Source organism: Pseudomonas sp. SMV7, assembly GCF_052041995.1.
Taxonomy (GTDB): domain Bacteria; phylum Pseudomonadota; class Gammaproteobacteria; order Pseudomonadales; family Pseudomonadaceae; genus Aquipseudomonas.
On the sequence record NZ_JBKGGT010000019.1, the window covers coordinates 24,198 to 41,437 of the forward strand.

Annotated in this window: 20 protein-coding genes; 7 read left to right on the plus strand and 13 right to left on the minus strand. The window is 65.1% G+C overall.

Annotated elements, in window-relative coordinates:
- Positions 1 to 15: 15 nt before the first annotated feature.
- Positions 16 to 375: a PilZ domain-containing protein gene (locus ACLEJP_RS20505; RefSeq protein ID WP_225779114.1), complete on the minus strand. Its 360-nt coding sequence runs from the start codon at positions 373 to 375 to the stop codon at positions 16 to 18.
- A gap of 123 nt (positions 376 to 498) precedes the next feature.
- Positions 499 to 882 (minus strand): tetratricopeptide repeat protein, encoded by a 384-nt coding sequence (locus ACLEJP_RS20510; protein ID WP_440809302.1) that lies wholly within the window; start codon positions 880 to 882, stop codon positions 499 to 501.
- A 206-nt stretch (positions 883 to 1,088) separates the two neighbouring features.
- Between ACLEJP_RS20510 and pyk the strand changes: the two genes are divergently transcribed.
- The gene (pyk, locus tag ACLEJP_RS20515; protein WP_289130614.1) at positions 1,089 to 2,543 is read left to right on the plus strand and encodes a pyruvate kinase; all 1,455 of its coding nucleotides are present in this window, start codon (positions 1,089 to 1,091) and stop codon (positions 2,541 to 2,543) included.
- A 138-nt stretch (positions 2,544 to 2,681) separates the two neighbouring features.
- On the opposite strand, the gene ACLEJP_RS20520 is transcribed toward pyk, so the two are convergent.
- Positions 2,682 to 3,602, minus strand: coding sequence for an iron-sulfur-binding ferredoxin reductase (locus ACLEJP_RS20520; protein ID WP_440809305.1), 921 nt, complete (start codon positions 3,600 to 3,602; stop codon positions 2,682 to 2,684).
- Positions 3,603 to 3,852: 250 nt separating this feature from the next.
- Between ACLEJP_RS20520 and ACLEJP_RS20525 the strand changes: the two genes are divergently transcribed.
- Positions 3,853 to 5,376, plus strand: a complete 1,524-nt coding sequence (locus tag ACLEJP_RS20525; RefSeq protein WP_440809307.1) for a fumarate hydratase — start codon at positions 3,853 to 3,855, stop codon at positions 5,374 to 5,376.
- A 121-nt stretch (positions 5,377 to 5,497) separates the two neighbouring features.
- On the opposite strand, the gene ACLEJP_RS20530 is transcribed toward ACLEJP_RS20525, so the two are convergent.
- Together ACLEJP_RS20530 and ACLEJP_RS20535 are read right to left on the minus strand one after the other, a co-directional pair.
- Positions 5,498 to 6,370: a carbon-nitrogen hydrolase family protein gene (locus tag ACLEJP_RS20530; RefSeq protein ID WP_440809310.1), complete on the minus strand. Its 873-nt coding sequence runs from the start codon at positions 6,368 to 6,370 to the stop codon at positions 5,498 to 5,500.
- Complete coding sequence (locus tag ACLEJP_RS20535; protein WP_170032288.1) at positions 6,367 to 6,957, minus strand: GNAT family N-acetyltransferase; 591 nt, start codon at positions 6,955 to 6,957, stop codon at positions 6,367 to 6,369. Before ACLEJP_RS20535 ends, ACLEJP_RS20530 begins: the two co-directional genes overlap by 4 nt.
- Before the next feature lie 115 nt (positions 6,958 to 7,072).
- On the opposite strand from ACLEJP_RS20535, the gene ACLEJP_RS20540 reads away from it, so the two are divergent.
- Entirely contained in the window at positions 7,073 to 7,471 is a 399-nt protein-coding gene (locus tag ACLEJP_RS20540; protein WP_440809312.1) for a nuclear transport factor 2 family protein, read from the plus strand.
- Between the two features lie 132 nt (positions 7,472 to 7,603).
- Here the strand turns inward: ACLEJP_RS20540 and ACLEJP_RS20545 are convergent, their stop codons facing one another.
- The 6 genes from ACLEJP_RS20545 to ACLEJP_RS20570 all read right to left on the minus strand — a co-directional run bounded on the left by ACLEJP_RS20545 (position 7,604) and on the right by ACLEJP_RS20570 (position 12,349).
- Positions 7,604 to 8,182, minus strand: a complete 579-nt coding sequence (locus tag ACLEJP_RS20545) for a DJ-1/PfpI family protein (protein WP_440809315.1) — start codon at positions 8,180 to 8,182, stop codon at positions 7,604 to 7,606.
- Positions 8,183 to 8,233: 51 nt separating this feature from the next.
- Positions 8,234 to 9,391, minus strand: a complete 1,158-nt coding sequence (locus ACLEJP_RS20550; RefSeq protein WP_440809316.1) for a phospholipase D-like domain-containing protein — start codon at positions 9,389 to 9,391, stop codon at positions 8,234 to 8,236.
- 1 nt (position 9,392) lies between these two features.
- A complete protein-coding gene (locus tag ACLEJP_RS20555) occupies positions 9,393 to 9,974 on the minus strand; it encodes a YceI family protein (protein WP_170032296.1) in 582 nt (193 codons plus the stop codon).
- Positions 9,975 to 10,018: 44 nt separating this feature from the next.
- Positions 10,019 to 10,315 (minus strand): amidase, encoded by a 297-nt coding sequence (locus ACLEJP_RS20560; RefSeq protein ID WP_440809319.1) that lies wholly within the window; start codon positions 10,313 to 10,315, stop codon positions 10,019 to 10,021.
- Complete coding sequence (locus ACLEJP_RS20565; RefSeq protein ID WP_440809320.1) at positions 10,312 to 11,391, minus strand: serine hydrolase domain-containing protein; 1,080 nt, start codon at positions 11,389 to 11,391, stop codon at positions 10,312 to 10,314. The genes ACLEJP_RS20560 and ACLEJP_RS20565 overlap by 4 nt, the downstream gene beginning before the upstream one ends.
- Positions 11,392 to 11,461: 70 nt before the next feature.
- Entirely contained in the window at positions 11,462 to 12,349 is an 888-nt protein-coding gene (locus tag ACLEJP_RS20570) for an acyl-CoA dehydrogenase (RefSeq protein ID WP_440809322.1), read from the minus strand.
- A gap of 158 nt (positions 12,350 to 12,507) precedes the next feature.
- Here ACLEJP_RS20570 and olsB point away from each other — a divergent pair, with 158 nt between their 5' ends.
- Both olsB and ACLEJP_RS20580 read left to right on the plus strand, forming a co-directional pair.
- Positions 12,508 to 13,263 carry an L-ornithine N(alpha)-acyltransferase gene (gene olsB, locus ACLEJP_RS20575; protein WP_440809324.1) on the plus strand — a complete coding sequence of 252 codons (756 nt, stop codon included), beginning with the start codon at positions 12,508 to 12,510 and terminating at the stop codon, positions 13,261 to 13,263.
- Positions 13,263 to 14,051: a lysophospholipid acyltransferase family protein gene (locus ACLEJP_RS20580; protein WP_440809327.1), complete on the plus strand. Its 789-nt coding sequence runs from the start codon at positions 13,263 to 13,265 to the stop codon at positions 14,049 to 14,051. Before olsB ends, ACLEJP_RS20580 begins: the two co-directional genes overlap by 1 nt.
- A gap of 17 nt (positions 14,052 to 14,068) precedes the next feature.
- Here ACLEJP_RS20580 and ACLEJP_RS20585 read toward each other — a convergent pair whose 3' ends face one another.
- Positions 14,069 to 14,695, minus strand: a complete 627-nt coding sequence (locus ACLEJP_RS20585; RefSeq protein WP_440809329.1) for an ACP phosphodiesterase — start codon at positions 14,693 to 14,695, stop codon at positions 14,069 to 14,071.
- Between the two features lie 150 nt (positions 14,696 to 14,845).
- Here ACLEJP_RS20585 and ACLEJP_RS20590 point away from each other — a divergent pair, with 150 nt between their 5' ends.
- Positions 14,846 to 15,148 (plus strand): ArsR/SmtB family transcription factor, encoded by a 303-nt coding sequence (locus ACLEJP_RS20590; protein WP_289130647.1) that lies wholly within the window; start codon positions 14,846 to 14,848, stop codon positions 15,146 to 15,148.
- A gap of 17 nt (positions 15,149 to 15,165) precedes the next feature.
- Positions 15,166 to 16,215, plus strand: a complete 1,050-nt coding sequence (locus tag ACLEJP_RS20595; RefSeq protein ID WP_186685286.1) for an alkene reductase — start codon at positions 15,166 to 15,168, stop codon at positions 16,213 to 16,215.
- A 122-nt stretch (positions 16,216 to 16,337) separates the two neighbouring features.
- Here ACLEJP_RS20595 and ACLEJP_RS20600 read toward each other — a convergent pair whose 3' ends face one another.
- Positions 16,338 to 17,207 carry an ATPase gene (locus tag ACLEJP_RS20600; RefSeq protein ID WP_440809331.1) on the minus strand — a complete coding sequence of 290 codons (870 nt, stop codon included), beginning with the start codon at positions 17,205 to 17,207 and terminating at the stop codon, positions 16,338 to 16,340.
- Between the last annotated feature and the right edge of the window lie 33 nt (positions 17,208 to 17,240).

The following is a 17,240-nucleotide window of genomic DNA, read 5'->3' on the forward strand; positions in this document are numbered from 1 at the left end:
GATTCTAGCGCAGCCTCAGACCGAAGCGTCGGCTGGAAGAAAACTGAAATAGCCACGCAACGAACCGACGAAGTCGTCGTACTCGCGGGGCGCTTGCAGCAACATGAAGCCCGAATCGTAGTGGCCGGGGGTCTGGTCTTCGCGGCACCACAGGCAACTGGCGGTCAGGTTGACGAACTGATGCCCGCCGCCGGTCAACGGCAGGCGCAACTGCAGTTCGTAGTCGGGCCCTACCAGCACAGGCAGTTGGCTGATCAGCATCAGCCCGTCTTCGGAGGCGTTGCCCAACTGGCCGATGGCCTGGCCGGTCAAGCGGTTGAACACCTTGAGGACACAAGGCAGCTGATGGCGTTCTATATGGCGCTTGTTGAACATGATCGCAGTGCAATCCGTATCCGGGTGCCAGGAATACGATGAACTGGCGGTTGTTGTAACAGCTGATTTACAGATTAGCCCAGCCCGCGCAGCAAATCCCGTGAAATGAAGCAAACCTTGGTGTTAACGCCAAGGTGCGCCCTGCACAGGGCTGGGCACGGCCGCTTCGCCGCGCAGATGGCCCAGTTTTTCCAGGGTCTGCAGGCGCGCCTGGGCGCGATAGGCATACTCGTTGCCCGGGTATTGCTGGATCAGGTACTGGTAGGTCTGCGCAGCATCCACATACAGCGCCTGGCGCTCCAGGCACTGGCCACGCAGCAGCGACACCTCGGGGTGGATGAACGGCCGCGCGCGGCTGGTGCGGTCGACCTGCGACAACTCGAGCATGACCCGCTGGCAGTCGCCACGGTCGTAGGCACGGTAGGCATTGTTCAGGTGGTGGTCCATCGACCAGCGGGTACAGCCGACGGCGCTGGCAGCCAGGGCAAAAACGATCATGGCGCGCATGGGGATCTCCTTTGATGGCAAGTATATCGGCCGGGATCGGGTTTTCTTCAGTTGCCGTGGAATCAGCGCCCGTGTCGCTCACGCTTCAGTCTGTAGCTTGCTTGCAGCTGCCCTGACCCGGAAGGTCGCAGGTAGTGCAACGGAACAATGACTACAGCGAGATTCAGGAGTAGCCTTTCGCTGCGCTTCACTATAGGAGTCTGTGCATGACCATCCGCCGTACCAAAATCGTCGCCACCCTTGGCCCCGCCAGCAATTCGCCGGAAGTGATCGAACAGCTGATCCTCGCCGGCCTGGACGTGGCACGCCTGAACTTCTCCCACGGCACCCCGGACGAGCACAAGGCCCGCGCCCGCCTGATCCGTGACATCGCCGCCAAGAACGGCCGCCATGTCGCGCTGCTGGGTGACCTGCAGGGTCCGAAGATCCGCATCGCCAAGTTCGCCAACAAGCGCATCGAATTGAAGATCGGTGACAAGTTCACCTTCTCCACCGCCCACCCGCTGACCGAAGGCAACCAGGACATCGTCGGTATCGACTACCCCGACCTGGTCAAGGACTGCGGCGTTGGCGACGAACTGCTGCTCGACGATGGCCGCGTGGTCATGCGCGTCGAAACCGCCACGGCAGATGCCCTGCACTGCGTGGTGATCATCGGCGGCCCGCTGTCGGACCACAAGGGTATCAACCGTAAAGGTGGCGGCCTGACCGCACCGGCCCTGACCGAAAAGGACAAGGCCGACATCAAGCTGGCCGCGGAAATGGACCTGGACTACCTGGCCGTGTCCTTCCCGCGTGACGCCAGCGACATGGAATATGCGCGCAAGCTGCGTGACGAAGCCGGCGGCAACGCCTGGCTGGTGGCCAAGATCGAACGCGCCGAAGCCGTTGCCGACGACGAGACCCTCGACAAGCTGATCGCCGCCTCCGACGCCGTGATGGTCGCCCGTGGTGACCTGGGCGTGGAAATCGGCGACGCCGAGCTGATCGCCATCCAGAAAAAGATCATCCAGCACGCCCGCCGCAACAACAAGGCGGTCATCGTGGCGACGCAGATGATGGAGTCGATGATCCAGAACCCGATGCCGACCCGTGCCGAAGTGTCCGACGTGGCCAACGCCGTGCTGGACAACACCGACGCGGTCATGCTGTCGGCGGAAAGTGCCGCCGGTGCCTACCCGATCGAAGCCGTCCAGGCCATGGCCCGCATCTGCCTGGGTGCCGAAAAGCACCCGACCAGCCAGAAGTCCAGCCACCGCCTGCACACCACCTTCGAGCGCTGCGACGAAAGCATCGCCCTGGCGGCCATGTACACCGCCAACCACTTCCCAGGCGTGAAGGCGATCATCGCCCTGACCGAAAGTGGCTACACCCCGCTGATCATGTCGCGCCTGCGTTCGCATGTGCCGATCTTCGCCCTGTCGCCACACCGCGCCACCCAGGCTCGCGCCTCGATGTTCCGCGGCGTGTACCCGATCGCCTTCGACCCGGCCTCGCTGCCGGCCGACAAGGTGAGCCAGGCAGCGGTCGACGAGCTGCTCAAGCGCGGCCTGGTGGAGCAAGGTGACTGGGTGATCCTGACCAAGGGCGACAGCTACCACACCATCGGTGGCACCAACGGCATGAAGATCCTCCACGTGGGTGATCCGCTGGTCGGTTGATCCGCCCCAAGGGGCCGCTTTGCGGCCCTTTCGCCGGCACGCCCGCTCCCACAGGATTCGCGCCAAGCTTGAGGTTAGTGCTGTACCTGTGGGGGCGGGCTTGCCCGCGAAAGGGCCGGCACCATCCACAAAAATGCCTCAAGCATGCTCGACGAACGCATCAGCAAACACCTGCCCCCGCGGCACCCCGGCAATGAACAGCCGCCGGGCAAACCGCTCGACACTCGCCGGCGCCCCGCACAGCAGCGCCAGCGTCTGCCGCGATGACGGCCGCAAGCCGGCCAGCACGTCCTCCAGCTGCTCCGCCAGCACCAGCTCGACCTCAACTCCTGGCAACTTCAGCAGCGGCTCTGCCAAATAGTGTCCTGACCGCTCTCGCGCCACATGCAGCAGCCGAATCTCGCCCCGATGCCCCTGCCGCAACGCTTCGCGCAGGATGCCCCACAACGGCGCCAGCCCGGTGCCCGCCGCCAGCAACCACAGCGGCCGGTCCTGCCAGTCCGGGTCGTAATGCAAGGCGCCGCCCCTGAATTCCCCCAGGCGCAACACATCCCCCGGCTGCAAACCACGGGCCTTGTCACAAAAGGCGCCAGGGCGCTGGCAGTCGATATGGAACTCGAGGAAATCGTCCTCACCCGGCAGGCTGGCCAGCGAATAGGGCCGCGCGACCGCAGCATGCCATAGCACCACATGCTGCCCGGCCTGGTAACGTACCGCTCGCTCGGGCCGCAAGCGCAAGCGCAACACATCGCCGTGCCAATCCAGTGCACAGACCTCGGCCGCTACGCCATCCTGCTGCGGGTCGAACAGCGCCACACGCAGGTTCTCGACCACCTGGCACTGGCACGCCAGGCGCCAACCCTGGGCCTGCTTGTCCAGCGCCAGGGCCTCGGGCCGGGCATCCAGCGGTTGCCCGGCCAGGCAATGCACCAGGCAGGCATGGCAGCTGCCCGCGCGGCAACTGTAGGGCACATCGAACCCGGCCTCGTTCAGGGCATCGAGCAGGTTGCTGCCGGTCGGCACCGTCCAGCGGCGCTCGCCCACGCAAAGTTCGGGCATGTTCGGTCTTTCTCCATCGGTCATGCGGCCACTGTATGCCAAGCGGGCAATGGCAGCAAAAAGGATGCCCGAGCCCTGCCGACCATGGTCCAGACCACGCGCAGGTGTTTCACACCGAGAGGCACGCTATACTGCCGCGCCTTTTTGCGTCGGCCATGCGCCGGCGCGCCTTTGCAAGGCGTTTCGACATGCTGGTCGGCACCGTCGAGCGTCTCAATGAATGTTCCCGTCTTTAAGAGGAGCGCGCTGCATGACCGTGATCAAGCAAGACGACCTGATTCAGAGCGTCGCCGACGCCCTGCAATTCATTTCGTACTACCACCCCGTCGATTTCATCCAGGCCATGCACGAGGCCTATCTGCGTGAAGAATCGCCTGCCGCGCGCGATTCCATCGCCCAGATCCTGATCAACTCGCGTATGTGCGCCACCGGCCACCGCCCGATCTGCCAGGACACCGGTATCGTCACCGTGTTCATCCGGGTGGGCATGGACGTGCGCTGGGACGGCGCCACCATGAGCGTCGACGACATGATCAACGAAGGTGTGCGTCGCGCCTACAACCTGCCTGAAAACGTGCTGCGCGCGTCGATCCTGGCCGACCCGGCCGGTGCCCGCAAGAACACCAAGGACAACACCCCGGCAGTGATCCACTACTCCATCGTCCCCGGCGACAAGGTCGAGGTCGATGTCGCAGCCAAGGGCGGCGGCTCGGAGAACAAGTCGAAGATGGCCATGCTCAACCCGTCCGACTCGATCGTCGACTGGGTGCTGAAGACCGTGCCGACCATGGGCGCTGGCTGGTGCCCGCCTGGCATGCTCGGCATCGGCATCGGCGGTACCGCCGAGAAGGCTGCGGTGATGGCCAAGGAAGTGTTGATGGAATCCATCGACATCCAGGAACTGAAAGCCCGTGGCCCGCAGAACCGTCTGGAAGAAATCCGCCTGGAGCTGTTCGAGAAGGTCAACCAGCTGGGCATCGGCGCCCAGGGCCTGGGCGGCCTGACCACCGTGCTCGACGTCAAGATCATGGATTACCCGACCCACGCGGCTTCGCTGCCGGTGTGCATGATCCCCAACTGCGCCGCCACCCGCCACGCCCACTTCGTGCTCGATGGTTCCGGCCCGGCCGAACTGGAAGCGCCATCGCTGGACGCCTACCCGGAAATCGTCTGGGAAGCCGGCCCGAGCGCCCGTCGTGTCAACCTCGACGCCATCACCCCGGAAGAAGTCGCCAGCTGGAAGCCGGGCGAGACCATCCTGCTCAACGGCAAGATGCTCACCGGCCGCGATGCCGCGCACAAGCGCATGGTCGAGATGCTCAACCGTGGCGAAGAGCTGCCAGTAGACCTGAAAGGCCGCTTCATCTACTACGTCGGCCCGGTCGACCCGGTGGGTGACGAAGTGGTAGGCCCGGCCGGCCCGACCACCGCCACCCGCATGGACAAGTTCACCCGCCAGATCCTCGAGCAGACTGGCCTGCTGGGCATGATCGGCAAGTCCGAGCGTGGCCCTGCCGCCATCGAAGCGATCAAGGACAACAAGGCCGTGTACCTGATGGCCGTCGGCGGCGCCGCCTACCTGGTGGCCCAGGCCATCCGCAAGTCGAAGGTCCTGGCCTTCGCCGAGCTGGGCATGGAAGCGATCTACGAGTTCGAGGTCAAGGACATGCCGGTGACCGTCGCCGTGGACAGCAACGGTGAGTCGGTGCACATCACTGGCCCTGCCCTGTGGCAGAGCAAGATTGCCGAGAGCCTGGCAGTCGAAGTGAAGTAAGCCTGATGTAACTGCGGCGGCTTCTTCGCGGGCTTGCCCGCTCCCACAGGTAACGCGTAGCCCTCAGGCTTGCGCTGTACCTGTGGGAGCAGGCAAGCCCGCGAAGAGGCCGCCACTGTTTTCACAGGATTCTGTCAAACTGCTCCGGCCAGTCCCTGCGGGTAAACACCTGCCCTTCCCGCCTCACCCGCCGCACTTCCTCCAGGTCCACCTCGCACAGCAGCCACTGGCTGTGCACCGGGCTCAGTTGCTCACTCAACGCCATAACGCCGTCCCCCGGCATGCCGTGATCCGGTGGCACGAACAACCCTGCCCGGCCGATATTCTCGTCCAGCGCCGGCGACCAGGCTGCCAGCCCGACCGTGGGGCTCTGCAATACGGCAATCTGGTTCTCCAGTGCCCGCGCCTGCGCGCCAATGCGCACCCGGTGGTAGCCCGCCTCGGTGTCGGTACAGCTCGGCGCCAGGATCAGGTCGGCGCCTTCCTCGGCCAGGCGCCGGGCCAGCATCGGGAATTCATTGTCGTAGCAGATCAGGATACCCAGGCGCCCCAGTTCAGTGTCGAACACCTGCAGCCCCTGGCCTGCGGCGATGTCCCACTGCTCGCGCTCGAAACGGGTCATCATCAGCTTGTCCTGATAACCCAGCACGCCCTCCGGGCCGAACAGCCAGGCACGGTTGCGGTACTGGCCGTCGCCATCCTGCACCGGCAGGCTGCCCGGCTGCAGGTAGATACCCCAGCGCCGGGCAATGCCCTCGCACAACGCCAGCCACGGCTCGACCAGCGGCTGGATACCGGCAATCGAGGCCTTCAGGTCGCCGCGCTGCCCGGCCGGCAACTGTCCGCTGAGCACCAGCCCGGCGTACTCCGGTAACAGCAGCAGGCGCGCGCCCGCCGCCGCGGCCTCGGCGCACAGGCCTTGCAGATGCGCCGCGTAGGCGTCCCAGGTTTCATGCAGCTCGATCGCGTACTGGCAGGCCGCCAGGCGGATCATATCGGCAGTTCCTTGAGCCAGAATGACATCAGTTTGTCGGAGCTTTCCGCTTCGTCCAGGTCACGCCAGGCATAGCGGGTGCGCAGCGACGGGTCGTGCAGGAAGCCACGATTACGCCAGAAGCCATGCAGGGGTTTGTAGTCTGCGGGGCGCCGAGGGTGCACGCCGGGCCGCTCCACCGCGCAGAACGCGCAGTAATCGAACTCGGCCAGTTTGTGCGCGTAGGATTCGCGCTCGATGAAAAAACGCACGCCCAGGCCCCTGCCACGGTACTCCGGCAGCACCACCGATTCACCGAAGTAGTAGACGCTGGCCGGGTCGCGCCCCTGGGCCAGGAATGGCTGCTGGAACTCGGCGCCGACATCCACCAGCGGCAGGCCGGTGGAGGCGCCGACCACCTTGCCGTCGTCCAGCGCCAGCACCACCAGGCTGCGCCCGGACCGGGCATAGGTGGCCAGGTAGTCGGCTTCGTACTCCGGGGTGCCGTCGTAAAGGTAGGGAAACTCGCGAAACACGGTCAGGCGCAGGCGAGCGAGGTCATCGATGTAAGGCGCGATAGCGGCGCCGTGCAACAGGCGTATTTCCATGCTTGGCGGTCGTTTTGTCGATGTGGATGACGCGCTCGGCTAAGCCGGGCTTGAGGGGAAACCCTATCATCCGAAGCCACGACCCGCCTTTTCCCTCAACGACAGGTATTGTTCCATGACCGCTACCGAACTGGTAAATGCGTACTACGCGGCTTTCAACGCCGGCGACATGCCGGCCTTTCTTGCCCTGCTCAGCGAAGACGTGATCCACGACGTCAACCAGGGCGAGCGGCAGATGGGCAAGGCCCGGTTTGCCGCGTTCATGGACAAGATGAACCACTGCTACCGCGAACGCCTGGCGGACATCGTGGTGATGCAGAATGCCGATGGCAGCCGGGCGGCGGCGGAATTCACCGTCCATGGCGAATACCTGGCCGCTGACGAAGGCCTGCCGCCGGCCAACGGCCAGACCTACGTGCTGCCGGCGGGGGCGTTCTTCTATATCCACTGCGGCAAGATTGCCCGGGTGACCAACTATTACAACCTCAATGACTGGCTCGAGCAGGTCGGTTGAGGGACACGGGCCCGATGGGAATGGCCCTGAGAACGGTGTGTGTGTAGTAGTAGCGGCCTTGCGCAGCCCATCGCGACGCAAGGCCACTCCTACCAGAACAGTGCCTGGCGGGAACCAGGACGCCGAGCCCGGTCAGGCGATGCGGGTGCCGAGCACCTTGAGGAACGCCGCCAGCCACGCCGGGTGGGCCGGCCAGGCGGGCGCGGTCACCAGGTTACCGTCGACATGCGCCTGGTCCACGGCGATATCGATGAAGGTGCCGCCGGCCAACCGCACCTCCGGCGCACACGCCGGATAAGCGCTGCATTCACGCCCTTCCAGCACACCGGCCGCCGCCAGCAGCTGGGCCCCGTGGCACACCGCGGCAATCGGTTTGCCAGCCTGGTCGAATGCCCGTACCAGTTCCAGCACCCGCTCATCCAGGCGCAGGTACTCCGGCGCACGGCCACCGGGAATCAGCAATGCGTCATAACCCTCGGGCCGCACCCGGACGAAATCGTAGTTCAGGGCAAAGTTGTGCCCGGGCTTTTCGCTGTAGGTCTGGTCACCCTCGAAATCATGGATGGCCGTGCGCACGGTCTGCCCCGCGACCTTTTCCGGACAAACTGCATGCACCGTATGTCCAACCATGCCCAAGGCCTGGAATGGCACCATGACCTCGTAATCTTCAACGAAGTCGCCGACCAACATGAGAATCTTCTTAGCCGTCATCGCACCCACTCCTTCGATTGCCTAGAGACAGTCACTGCACGATAGCCGGTCTCAGTCGCGACGGTCGAGCAAGTTGACCACCAGGCGATCCAGCCAGCCCCACACCCGCTGCTTCACCCTGCGCCAGAGCGGGCGCGCATGCCAATGACCGAGGTCGACCACCTCGCTCAAGGCGAAGTCACGCTCGAAGCTGGCTTGGACGGCAGCCGTCAACGGCGGGTCGAGGGCCTCGATATTGGCCTCCAGGTTGAAGCGCAGGTTCCAATGGTCGAAGTTGCACGAACCGATACTGACCCAGTCGTCGATCAGGACCATCTTCAGGTGCAGGAAACACGGCTGGTATTCGTAGATGCGCACCCCGGCGCGCAGCAGCCGGGGATAATAACGGTGCCCTGCATATCGCACCGATGGGTGGTCGGTGCGCGGGCCGGTCAGCAGCAGGCGCACATCGACACCCTTGCCAGCGGCCCGGCGCAGCGAGCGGCGCACGCTCCAGGTCGGCAGGAAGTAAGGCGTGGCCAACCACACCCGGCGCTTGCCGCTGTTGATCGCGCGCACCAGCGAATGCAGGATGTCCTGGTGCTGGCGGGCGTCGGCATAGGCCACCCGGCCCATGCCCTGGCCCTGCGCCGGGACCTTGGGCAGGCGTGGCAGGCCAAAGCCCTCGGCGGGGCGCCAGGCGGTACGGCGGTTGTTGGCGTGCCACTGGCGGTCGAACAGCAATTGCCAGTCGTTCACCACCGGCCCCTGCATCTGCACCATCACCTCGTGCCATTCACTGGTCGCCTCGCCCGGCGTCCAGAACTCATCGGTGACACCGGTGCCGCCCACCACTGCCCAGCGCTGGTCGACCAGCAGCAGCTTGCGGTGATCGCGGTACAGGTTGCGCAGGCCACGCTTCCAGCGCAGGCGGTTATACCAGCGCAGGTAAACCCCGGCATCCAGCAAGCGCTGGCGCAATGTGCTGTTGAAAGCCAGCGAACCATAGTCGTCGAACAGGCAACGCACCCGCACACCGCGAAGCGCCGCCCGTTCAAGCGCCTCGACTACCGTGTCCGCGCAGTCGCCGGCCTCGACCAGGTACAGTTCCAGGTCGACCTGGAACTCGGCGCGCGTGATCGCCAGGAGCATGCGCGGAAAGAACTCGGGCCCGTCGATCAGCAGTTCGAAGTGGTTGCCATCCCGCCAGGGGAAGACTGGCCCGGCCATGTCAGCGGGCGGTAAAGATCAGCACCGCACTCACCGGTACCGACGGGTTGATGGACTTGAGCCCAGCGAACTTGCGCAGGCGTTGCAGCCCGGGCAGCAGGCCGAAATCCTCGGCGCGCAGCACCAGCGGCTCGAGGGTCACCACCTGGAAGCGCCGCTCGTCGAGGCGGGTGGCCAGCAACAGGGCATTGTAGCTGTGGGACTGGCCATGCAAGGTCACGGTCAATGGCAGGCGCAGTTCGACCTGGGCACCATTGGCCAGGTCGTTTATCGGCCGCAGGTCCAGTTGTGCCTGCACCTTGGCCTCGGCGAAACGCTCGACCTCGAACAGATCCTCGCGCATGCGTTCGTCACGCTGGGGAATGCCGCTGCTCACCGAATCCATCTCGATGCTCAACCCGGCTGCGCCCTTGCGGTCGACCGTGCCATGCAACACCAGAAAACGATGCACTTCGGCGGTGTCACCGTTCTTGCCGGTAATGAACGACAGGCGCGACGACTCGCCATCGAGGTGCCAGTTGGCGTGGGCAGGCAGGCACAAAGCCAGCAGCAAGGCGGGTAGCAGGCGGGGCAACTTGAACATGACGGATCTCGTGAAACCAGGCCGCCAACCTTAACCGCCCGCCTTCACGGCAGCAAGCGGCAGCCCTCGCGCGGGCCTTGCCAGGCAGCCTGGTGGCGCCGCCCCAGGCCTTCGGCAGTTACCCGCCGCTGCTGGCGGTCTTCCTCCAGCAGGCTCAGCGCCAGCCATTGTTTCACGTAGCCCTGGCAATACTCCGGCTCGAACCCCATGACGAAGCGGCACGAGCAGTATTCCTTGGCCGAGTAGGCCGAAAGGATGCCGGGGAAGTCGGCCAGGGCCTGGCGCTCTTGCCAAGCCCAGTACGACAGCCCCAGCAACAGCAGCAGCCCGACCCGCTTCATGCGCCCTCCCCGGCCAGCACCGCGAGTACCCGCCTGAGCAGTTCGTCATGCTGGTAGTTGCCGTCGCGGTCATCGGCATAACGCACGATCACCAGCTTCTGCGTGGGCAGCACGTACAGCGCCTGCCCCCAATGGCCGAGGGCCGCATAGGTGTCTGCGGGTGCACTCGGCCAGGGCCGTGGCGCCCCGGCCAACGGCTGGTTGAGCCACCAGTGGCCACCGGGGTTGGCCTCGCCGGCCATGGCGTTGGCTTGGGCAAATGGTGTCCGATTGAAGGCCACCCAGGCTTCGGGCAGCAGTTGCCGGCCATGCCAGCGCCCGTCGCGCTGCATCAGCAGACCGATGCGTGCCAGGTCGCGCGCCGTAAGGTACAGGTAGGAAGAACCGACATGGATGCCGGCCTGGTCACGTTCCCACACCGCGCTAGTGATGCCCAGCGGGGTGAACAACGTGTGCCAGGGGTATTCCGGGTACTGTTCGGCGCCGAGCATGCCGCGCAGGGCGGCGGCCAGCAGATTGCTGTCGCCACTGGAATAGAGAAAGCGCTGGCCAGGGCTGGCGGCCGTGCCTCGCGCCGCGGTATAGGCCGCCATGTCCGCGCGGCCGCGGCTGTAGAGCATGGCCACCACCGACGATTTCAGCGGAGCGTATTCGTAGTCTTCCTGCCAGTCCAGACCGCTGGCCCAGTGCAGCAGGTCGGCCATGCGCACGTCGGGGTGGGCACGCATGGGCGGGTAGAAGCGGCTGACCGGGTCTTGCAGCTGGAAGCGCCCCTGGCCCTGGGCCACGCCCAGCACCGTGGCGAGCACGCTTTTGCTGACCGACCAGGTGAGGTGGGCAGTGGCTGCGGTGGTGGGCGCCGTATAGCGTTCGTGCAGGATACGACCGTCACGAATGATCAGCAGGGCGTCGGTACGAATACCGGTGCGCTCCCGGGTGGGACGGGCGGGGAAGGCGTAGGCGTCGACAGCCTGCCAGTCGCGGTTGGCGTCATCGATGGGCCAGTCGGGTTGAGGCCAGTCCTCGGCCCAGGCACACCCGGTAACCAGTGCCAGTATGATGAACAATGCCTTCATCGGATTGCCTTTTTGCGGAGGCCACTGTGCGGCCCCAGGGTTCATGCAACCACACGAATCTAGCAGCCGTTCATGACAGTCCCGCAGCTGCCCATGCCTTGTTCAAGCGCTTCTCCCGCGCTGCAGCCGCCAGCGCCATCACGCCCTGGTCGCGCTGCCACAGCTGCGCCCAATGTGCCGGCCCGGCTGCCAAGGCCGCCTCGATTTCGCCCCGTAGCGCCTGGAACTGCGCAAACAACCCACCCAGCAACAAATGGCAACCGACCGTATCGGCACACTGCCGGCTACCCTCGGCACACCCGGCCAGCAGCCCGAGCAACTGCAGGCGCAAGGCCTGCGGCCAGGCACACGCCTGGCCGACGCCATACAGCCAGGCCGTCAGGGCGGTGAGCACATACAAGTCCTCCAGCGAGCGGAACGGTTTCACATAGGCATCCCAGCCATCCCCCGCCAGCAGTTCGCACGCTGCATGCTCCAGCACCAGTCGCCCATGCCCTACCTCCGGCATCAACGGCAGGGTCGGCAGTGCTTCCAGCGTCACCCCCGGCTCGCCGGGGTAGACCACCGCCAGGTTCAACTGCGCTGGCGCACCCGGCGCCTCGCTGCGCGCCGCCACCAGCAACCACTCCGCCTCCAGGCCGGCGGTGACGAAGTCCTTGCTGCCGGTCAAGCGCAGGCCGTCCAGGCGCGTCCCCATGTCCGCCGGCCGCACGCTGCGCCGTTCGCTGGCGCACAAGGCACCGAGGCTCGGCGGAGCACTGGGCCACAGCACGCGCAAGGCGGCCTGGTAACCGACCAGGAAGGCCAGGCCCGGCGTGGCCATCGCCCGCCCGCCAAGAACCGCCAGTTCGAACGGGGCAACCGGGCCAAGGCGCTCGAGCAGCGCGGCATAGGTTTCGCCAAGGGTGCCCGCCAGCGCTTGGCGAAGCGGGTCGTTGAGTCGTTGCAACCAGGCCATGGAGCGGCTCCTTGCAGGGGGCTTTCGGCTAAGGCCGTGGGATGTCACGCAAGCATCACCAAAGCTTCACAGGGGTGACACCGCGTCTACCTAGGCTGACTTTGCACAACAAAGCCGACCGGCCGCAACCCTTCATGGCTGGCTTATGGAGACTCGTAATGACTCGGATCGCTCACGCTGGCGACAACAGCACCGAACGCCGTCTGCAAGCCGAACGCCTGGTTGGCGCCGCGGCCCTGCACGAGGCCCAGGCCCTGCGCTACAAGGTATTCAGCGCCGAATTCAAGGCGCGCCTCAAGGGTGCCGAGCACGGCCTGGACATGGATGACTACGACGTGCATTGCCGCCACATCGGTGTGCGCGACCTGAGTACCGGGGAGCTGGTCGCCACCACGCGCCTGCTCGACCACCAGGCCGCCAGCAGCCTGGGCCGCTTCTACAGTGAAGAAGAATTCAGCCTGCATGGCCTGCTGCAATTGCAGGGCCCTATCCTGGAGCTGGGACGCACCTGCGTGGCCACCGAGTACCGCAACGGCGGCACCATCGCCGTACTGTGGAGCGAACTGGCGGAAATCCTCAATGAAGGCCGCTACAGCTACCTGATGGGCTGCGCCAGCATCCCCATGCAGGATGGCGGAATACAGGCCCATGCGGTGATGCAGCGCCTGCGCGACCGCTACCTGTGCACCGAGCACCTGCGTGCCGAACCGAAAAACCCATTGCCCAAGCTGGCCCTGCCGAACAACGTGATTGCCGAAATGCCTCCCCTGCTCAAGGCCTACATGCGCCTGGGCGCGAAAATTTGCGGCGAGCCATGCTGGGACGAAGACTTCCAGGTCGCCGACGTGTTCATCCTGCTCAAGCGCGACGAACTGTGCCCACGCTATGCCCGCCACTTCAAGGCAGCGGTGTGATGCCGAAGCTGCGGGTGTTGGCCCGCCTGACGCGACTGCTGCTGGTCCTGCTGCTGGGCATGCTGCTGGCCGGTCTGATCACCCTGGGCGAGCGCCTGGGCTTCAGGCCATCGATAGAGCGCCGCCAGCGCTGGACCTGCCTGTTCATGAAACGCCTGGTCGCGGCGTTGCCATTCGACGTGCGAGTGATCGGCGCGCTACCGCAGCGGCCGATGCTGTGGGTCAGCAACCATGTGTCGTGGACCGATATCCCCTTGCTCGGCATGCTGCTGCCGCTGTCGTTCCTGTCAAAGGCCGAAGTGCGCCACTGGCCGCTGGCCGGCTGGCTGGCGGAAAAGGCCGGCACGCTGTTCATTCGCCGGGGTGGCGGTGACAGCCAGCGCCTGCGTGAACAGATCGCCGGGCAATTGGGCCTGGCCCGTCCGCTGTTGATCTTCCCCGAAGGCACCACCACCAGCGGGCGGACCCTGCGCACCTTCCATGGCCGCCTGCTGGCGGGCGCCATCGACCGTGGGGTGGCGGTACAACCGGTGGCCATCCAGTACCTGCGCCATGGTCAGGTTGACCCGATCGCACCGTTCATCGGCGAGGATGACCTGGTGTCGCACCTGCTGCGCCTGTTCGCCCAGCCGCGGAGCGAGGTGTGCATCCACTTGCTGCAGCCGATCGGCAGCGTAGGCAAGGAGCGGGCGATGCTCGCACTGCAGGCACAGCAGGCGATTCAGCTGGCATTGTTCGGCGCTGAGGAAGTTGAAGTTGTGGCGCGACGGCAAGCGCGGGCTGCCTGAGTTTCTGCTGTTCAGGACTAGTCTCTTGCAGGCTTGCCCGCGAAGAGGCCGGCACAGGCCTGGCTGCCAGACATCCGCCCCACCGCCGCGAACGCCTGCAACTGTGGATAGAATTCACGAAAATCCGCCAGCAACGGTTCATATAACCGCTCCAGCTCACCCATTACCCCCGCCATCCCCTCTGGCCGCGACAGCCTTCGGGCAATGCCGTTGAAGACCTGTTCCAGCGTGGCGAAATCACCATAAGCGCCCAGCCAGTCATCCGCCGCCATGTACGGCGCAATCCGCGCCAGCCGCCCGGGCAGCTCGGGTTCCGCCAACAGCACCCGATAAAACGCCCCAGTGAACTGCTCCAGCGGTTGCTCGGCATAATCCTGCCAATGCCGGGCCAGGCAGTGATCGAAGAACACATCCACAACGATGCCGGCAAAGCGCCGCCGCTCACGTGGAAAACGCGCCAGTGCCGCCAGCACCAACGGGTGCTGGTCGGTATAGCTGTCGATTCGACGATGCAGCCGGATGGCCGCCTCCAGTGCAGGCGGGAAGCGCCCTTCCAGCGGGCCTTTGACGAAATCGCCATACAGGCTGCCAAGCAGTTGTTGCGGCGCCGGGCCGCCCAGATGCAGGTGTGCGAGGTAGTTCATCGGCGCAGTCTAGCACCGTCAACGCCTATATCGTTATAACGCGATATAGCGATTCGCGCTCAGCTCAGAACTTCCTGGTATTTGTATATCGGTAGTTCACGATTTACATTTCGTCCTATCGCGATATACCGCTACAACGAGCCTCAACCCATGCCTCTCGATCTCGACGAAATCATAAAAGCGCTGGCCCACCCAGTCAGGCGAGAAATCCTCGGCTGGCTGAAAGCCCCGGCAACGCACTTCCCGGACCAGTACCACAGCACCGAGAACGGTGTCTGTGCCGGGCAGATCGACCAACGCTGCGGCCTGTCGCAGTCGACCGTCTCTGCCCACCTGGCCACCCTGCAGCGCGCCGGGTTGGTCAGCAGCCAGAAGATCGGCCAGTGGCACTTCTTCAAACGCAACGAAACCACCATCCAGGCGTTTCTCGAACAATTGCGCCAAACACTCTGAACAGGCAGGTAACCGTCATGACCACGCTTTTCGATCCGATCACCCTGGGCGACCTGCAATTGCCCAACCGCATCATCATGGCCCCGCTGACCCGCTGCCGCGCCGATGAAGGCCGCGTGCCCAATGCGCTGATGGCCGAGTACTACGTGCAGCGCGCCAGTGCCGGGCTGATCCTCAGCGAGGCGACTTCGGTCAGCCCCATGGGTGTCGGCTACCCGGATACTCCCGGCATCTGGAACGACGAGCAGGTACGTGGCTGGAACAATGTGACCAAGGCCGTGCATGCTGCGGGCGGGCGCATTTTCCTGCAACTGTGGCACGTTGGCCGCATCTCCCACCCTAGCTACCTGAACGGCGAACTGCCCGTGGCCCCCAGCGCAATCCAGCCCAAGGGCCATGTCAGCCTGGTACGCCCGCTCAGTGACTACCCCACCCCGCGCGCGCTGGAAACCGAAGAGATCGCCGACATCGTCGAGGCCTACCGCAGCGGTGCCGAGAATGCCAAGGCCGCCGGCTTCGATGGCGTAGAGATTCATGGTGCCAACGGCTACCTGCTCGACCAGTTCCTGCAAAGCAGCACCAACCAGCGCACCGACCGCTACGGCGGCTCGCTGGAAAACCGTGCGCGCCTGCTGCTGGAGGTAACCGACGCGGCCATCGAGGTATGGGGGGCGAGCCGTGTCGGCGTGCACCTGGCGCCACGCGCCGATGCCCATGACATGGGCGATGCCGACCGCGCCGAAACCTTCACCTATGTCGCCCGCGAGCTGGGCAAACGGGGCATTGCCTTCATCTGCTCCCGCGAGCGGGAAGCCGATGACAGCATCGGCCCGTTGATCAAGCAAGCGTTCGGCGGCCCGTACATCGTCAACGAGCGGTTCGACAAGGCCAGCGCCAATGCGGCCCTGGCCAGTGGCAAGGCGGATGCGGTGGCGTTCGGCGTGCCGTTTATCGCCAACCCGGACCTGCCGGCACGGCTGGCAGCGGATGCGCCACTGAACGAGGCGCGGCCGGAGACCTTCTATGGCAAGGGGCCGGTGGGGTATATCGACTATCCGCGGTTGTAACTGAAATCGCCGGGGCCGCTTTGCGGCCCTTTGGCGACACCAGGCCGCTCCGACAGGGGAACGCGATATCCCGTGGGAGCGGCCTGGTGTCGCGATAGGAGGCAAAACCCTCCCCTACAATGTCACGGCCGGGCGTTGATCTGCTGCTGCAGGTTCTGGATCTGGCTCTGCAAGGTATTCAGGTTGCGGGTCGTCTGCGCCCGGAAGGCATCGAACTCTTGCACCGAAGCACCACTAGCGGCGGCCGCAGCCGGACGGTTGTCGATCTGGCTCTTGAGCACCAACATGTCCTGCTCCAGGTCCTGGATAGCCGCGCTCGGGTTACCTTGCTTCTTCAGCGCCGCCACCTCGCTGCTCAGGCTCTTGAGCTGGCCATCCAGCTTGCCGCCGTCGGCCTGCGCGGCCTTCAGTGCCGCAACCTGCTCGTTCAGGCCCTTTAGCTGGGCATCCAGCCTGCCCCCGTCGACCTGGCCCGAACGCAATGCGGCCAGCTCGCCGTTCACCTGCTTCAATTGCGCCTGCAACTGGCTCTGCAGCTCGGTCACTGCCTTCTGCTGTTCCCGGGTATCGGCCAGCACCTGCTCGAGGCGCTTGCCCAGGTCACCGGTCTGCCCGGCCATCCCCTGCTGCAACTGGCGCAGCTGCAGTTTCAATGCCTCGCTACTGGTGTTGGCCCCCGACTCGCTGGCCGCGACCTTGCCGCTGATGGCCTGCAGGCGCCCGGCCGCTTCCTCGCTGATGCGGGCAAAGCTTTCCTGGGTCGCCACCAGTTGCTGTTCCATCAGGGAAATCTGCTGGAAGCTCCACCAGCCGAGGCCCGCCAAGGCGATGAACGAGGCCCCGAGCAAGGCCCAAAGCGGCGCCGTGCTGGCCCCGCGGGCGGATTTCTGGCGGCTGCGCACCACGTGCGCCGGCATCAGTTCGTCATCGTCATGGGTGCCGGCCCGCAGGGTAGGCACGTCATCGTAGTCATCATCAGCATGGTTACGCATGGATACATTCAACCGCGGTAGTCGCAAAGAGGC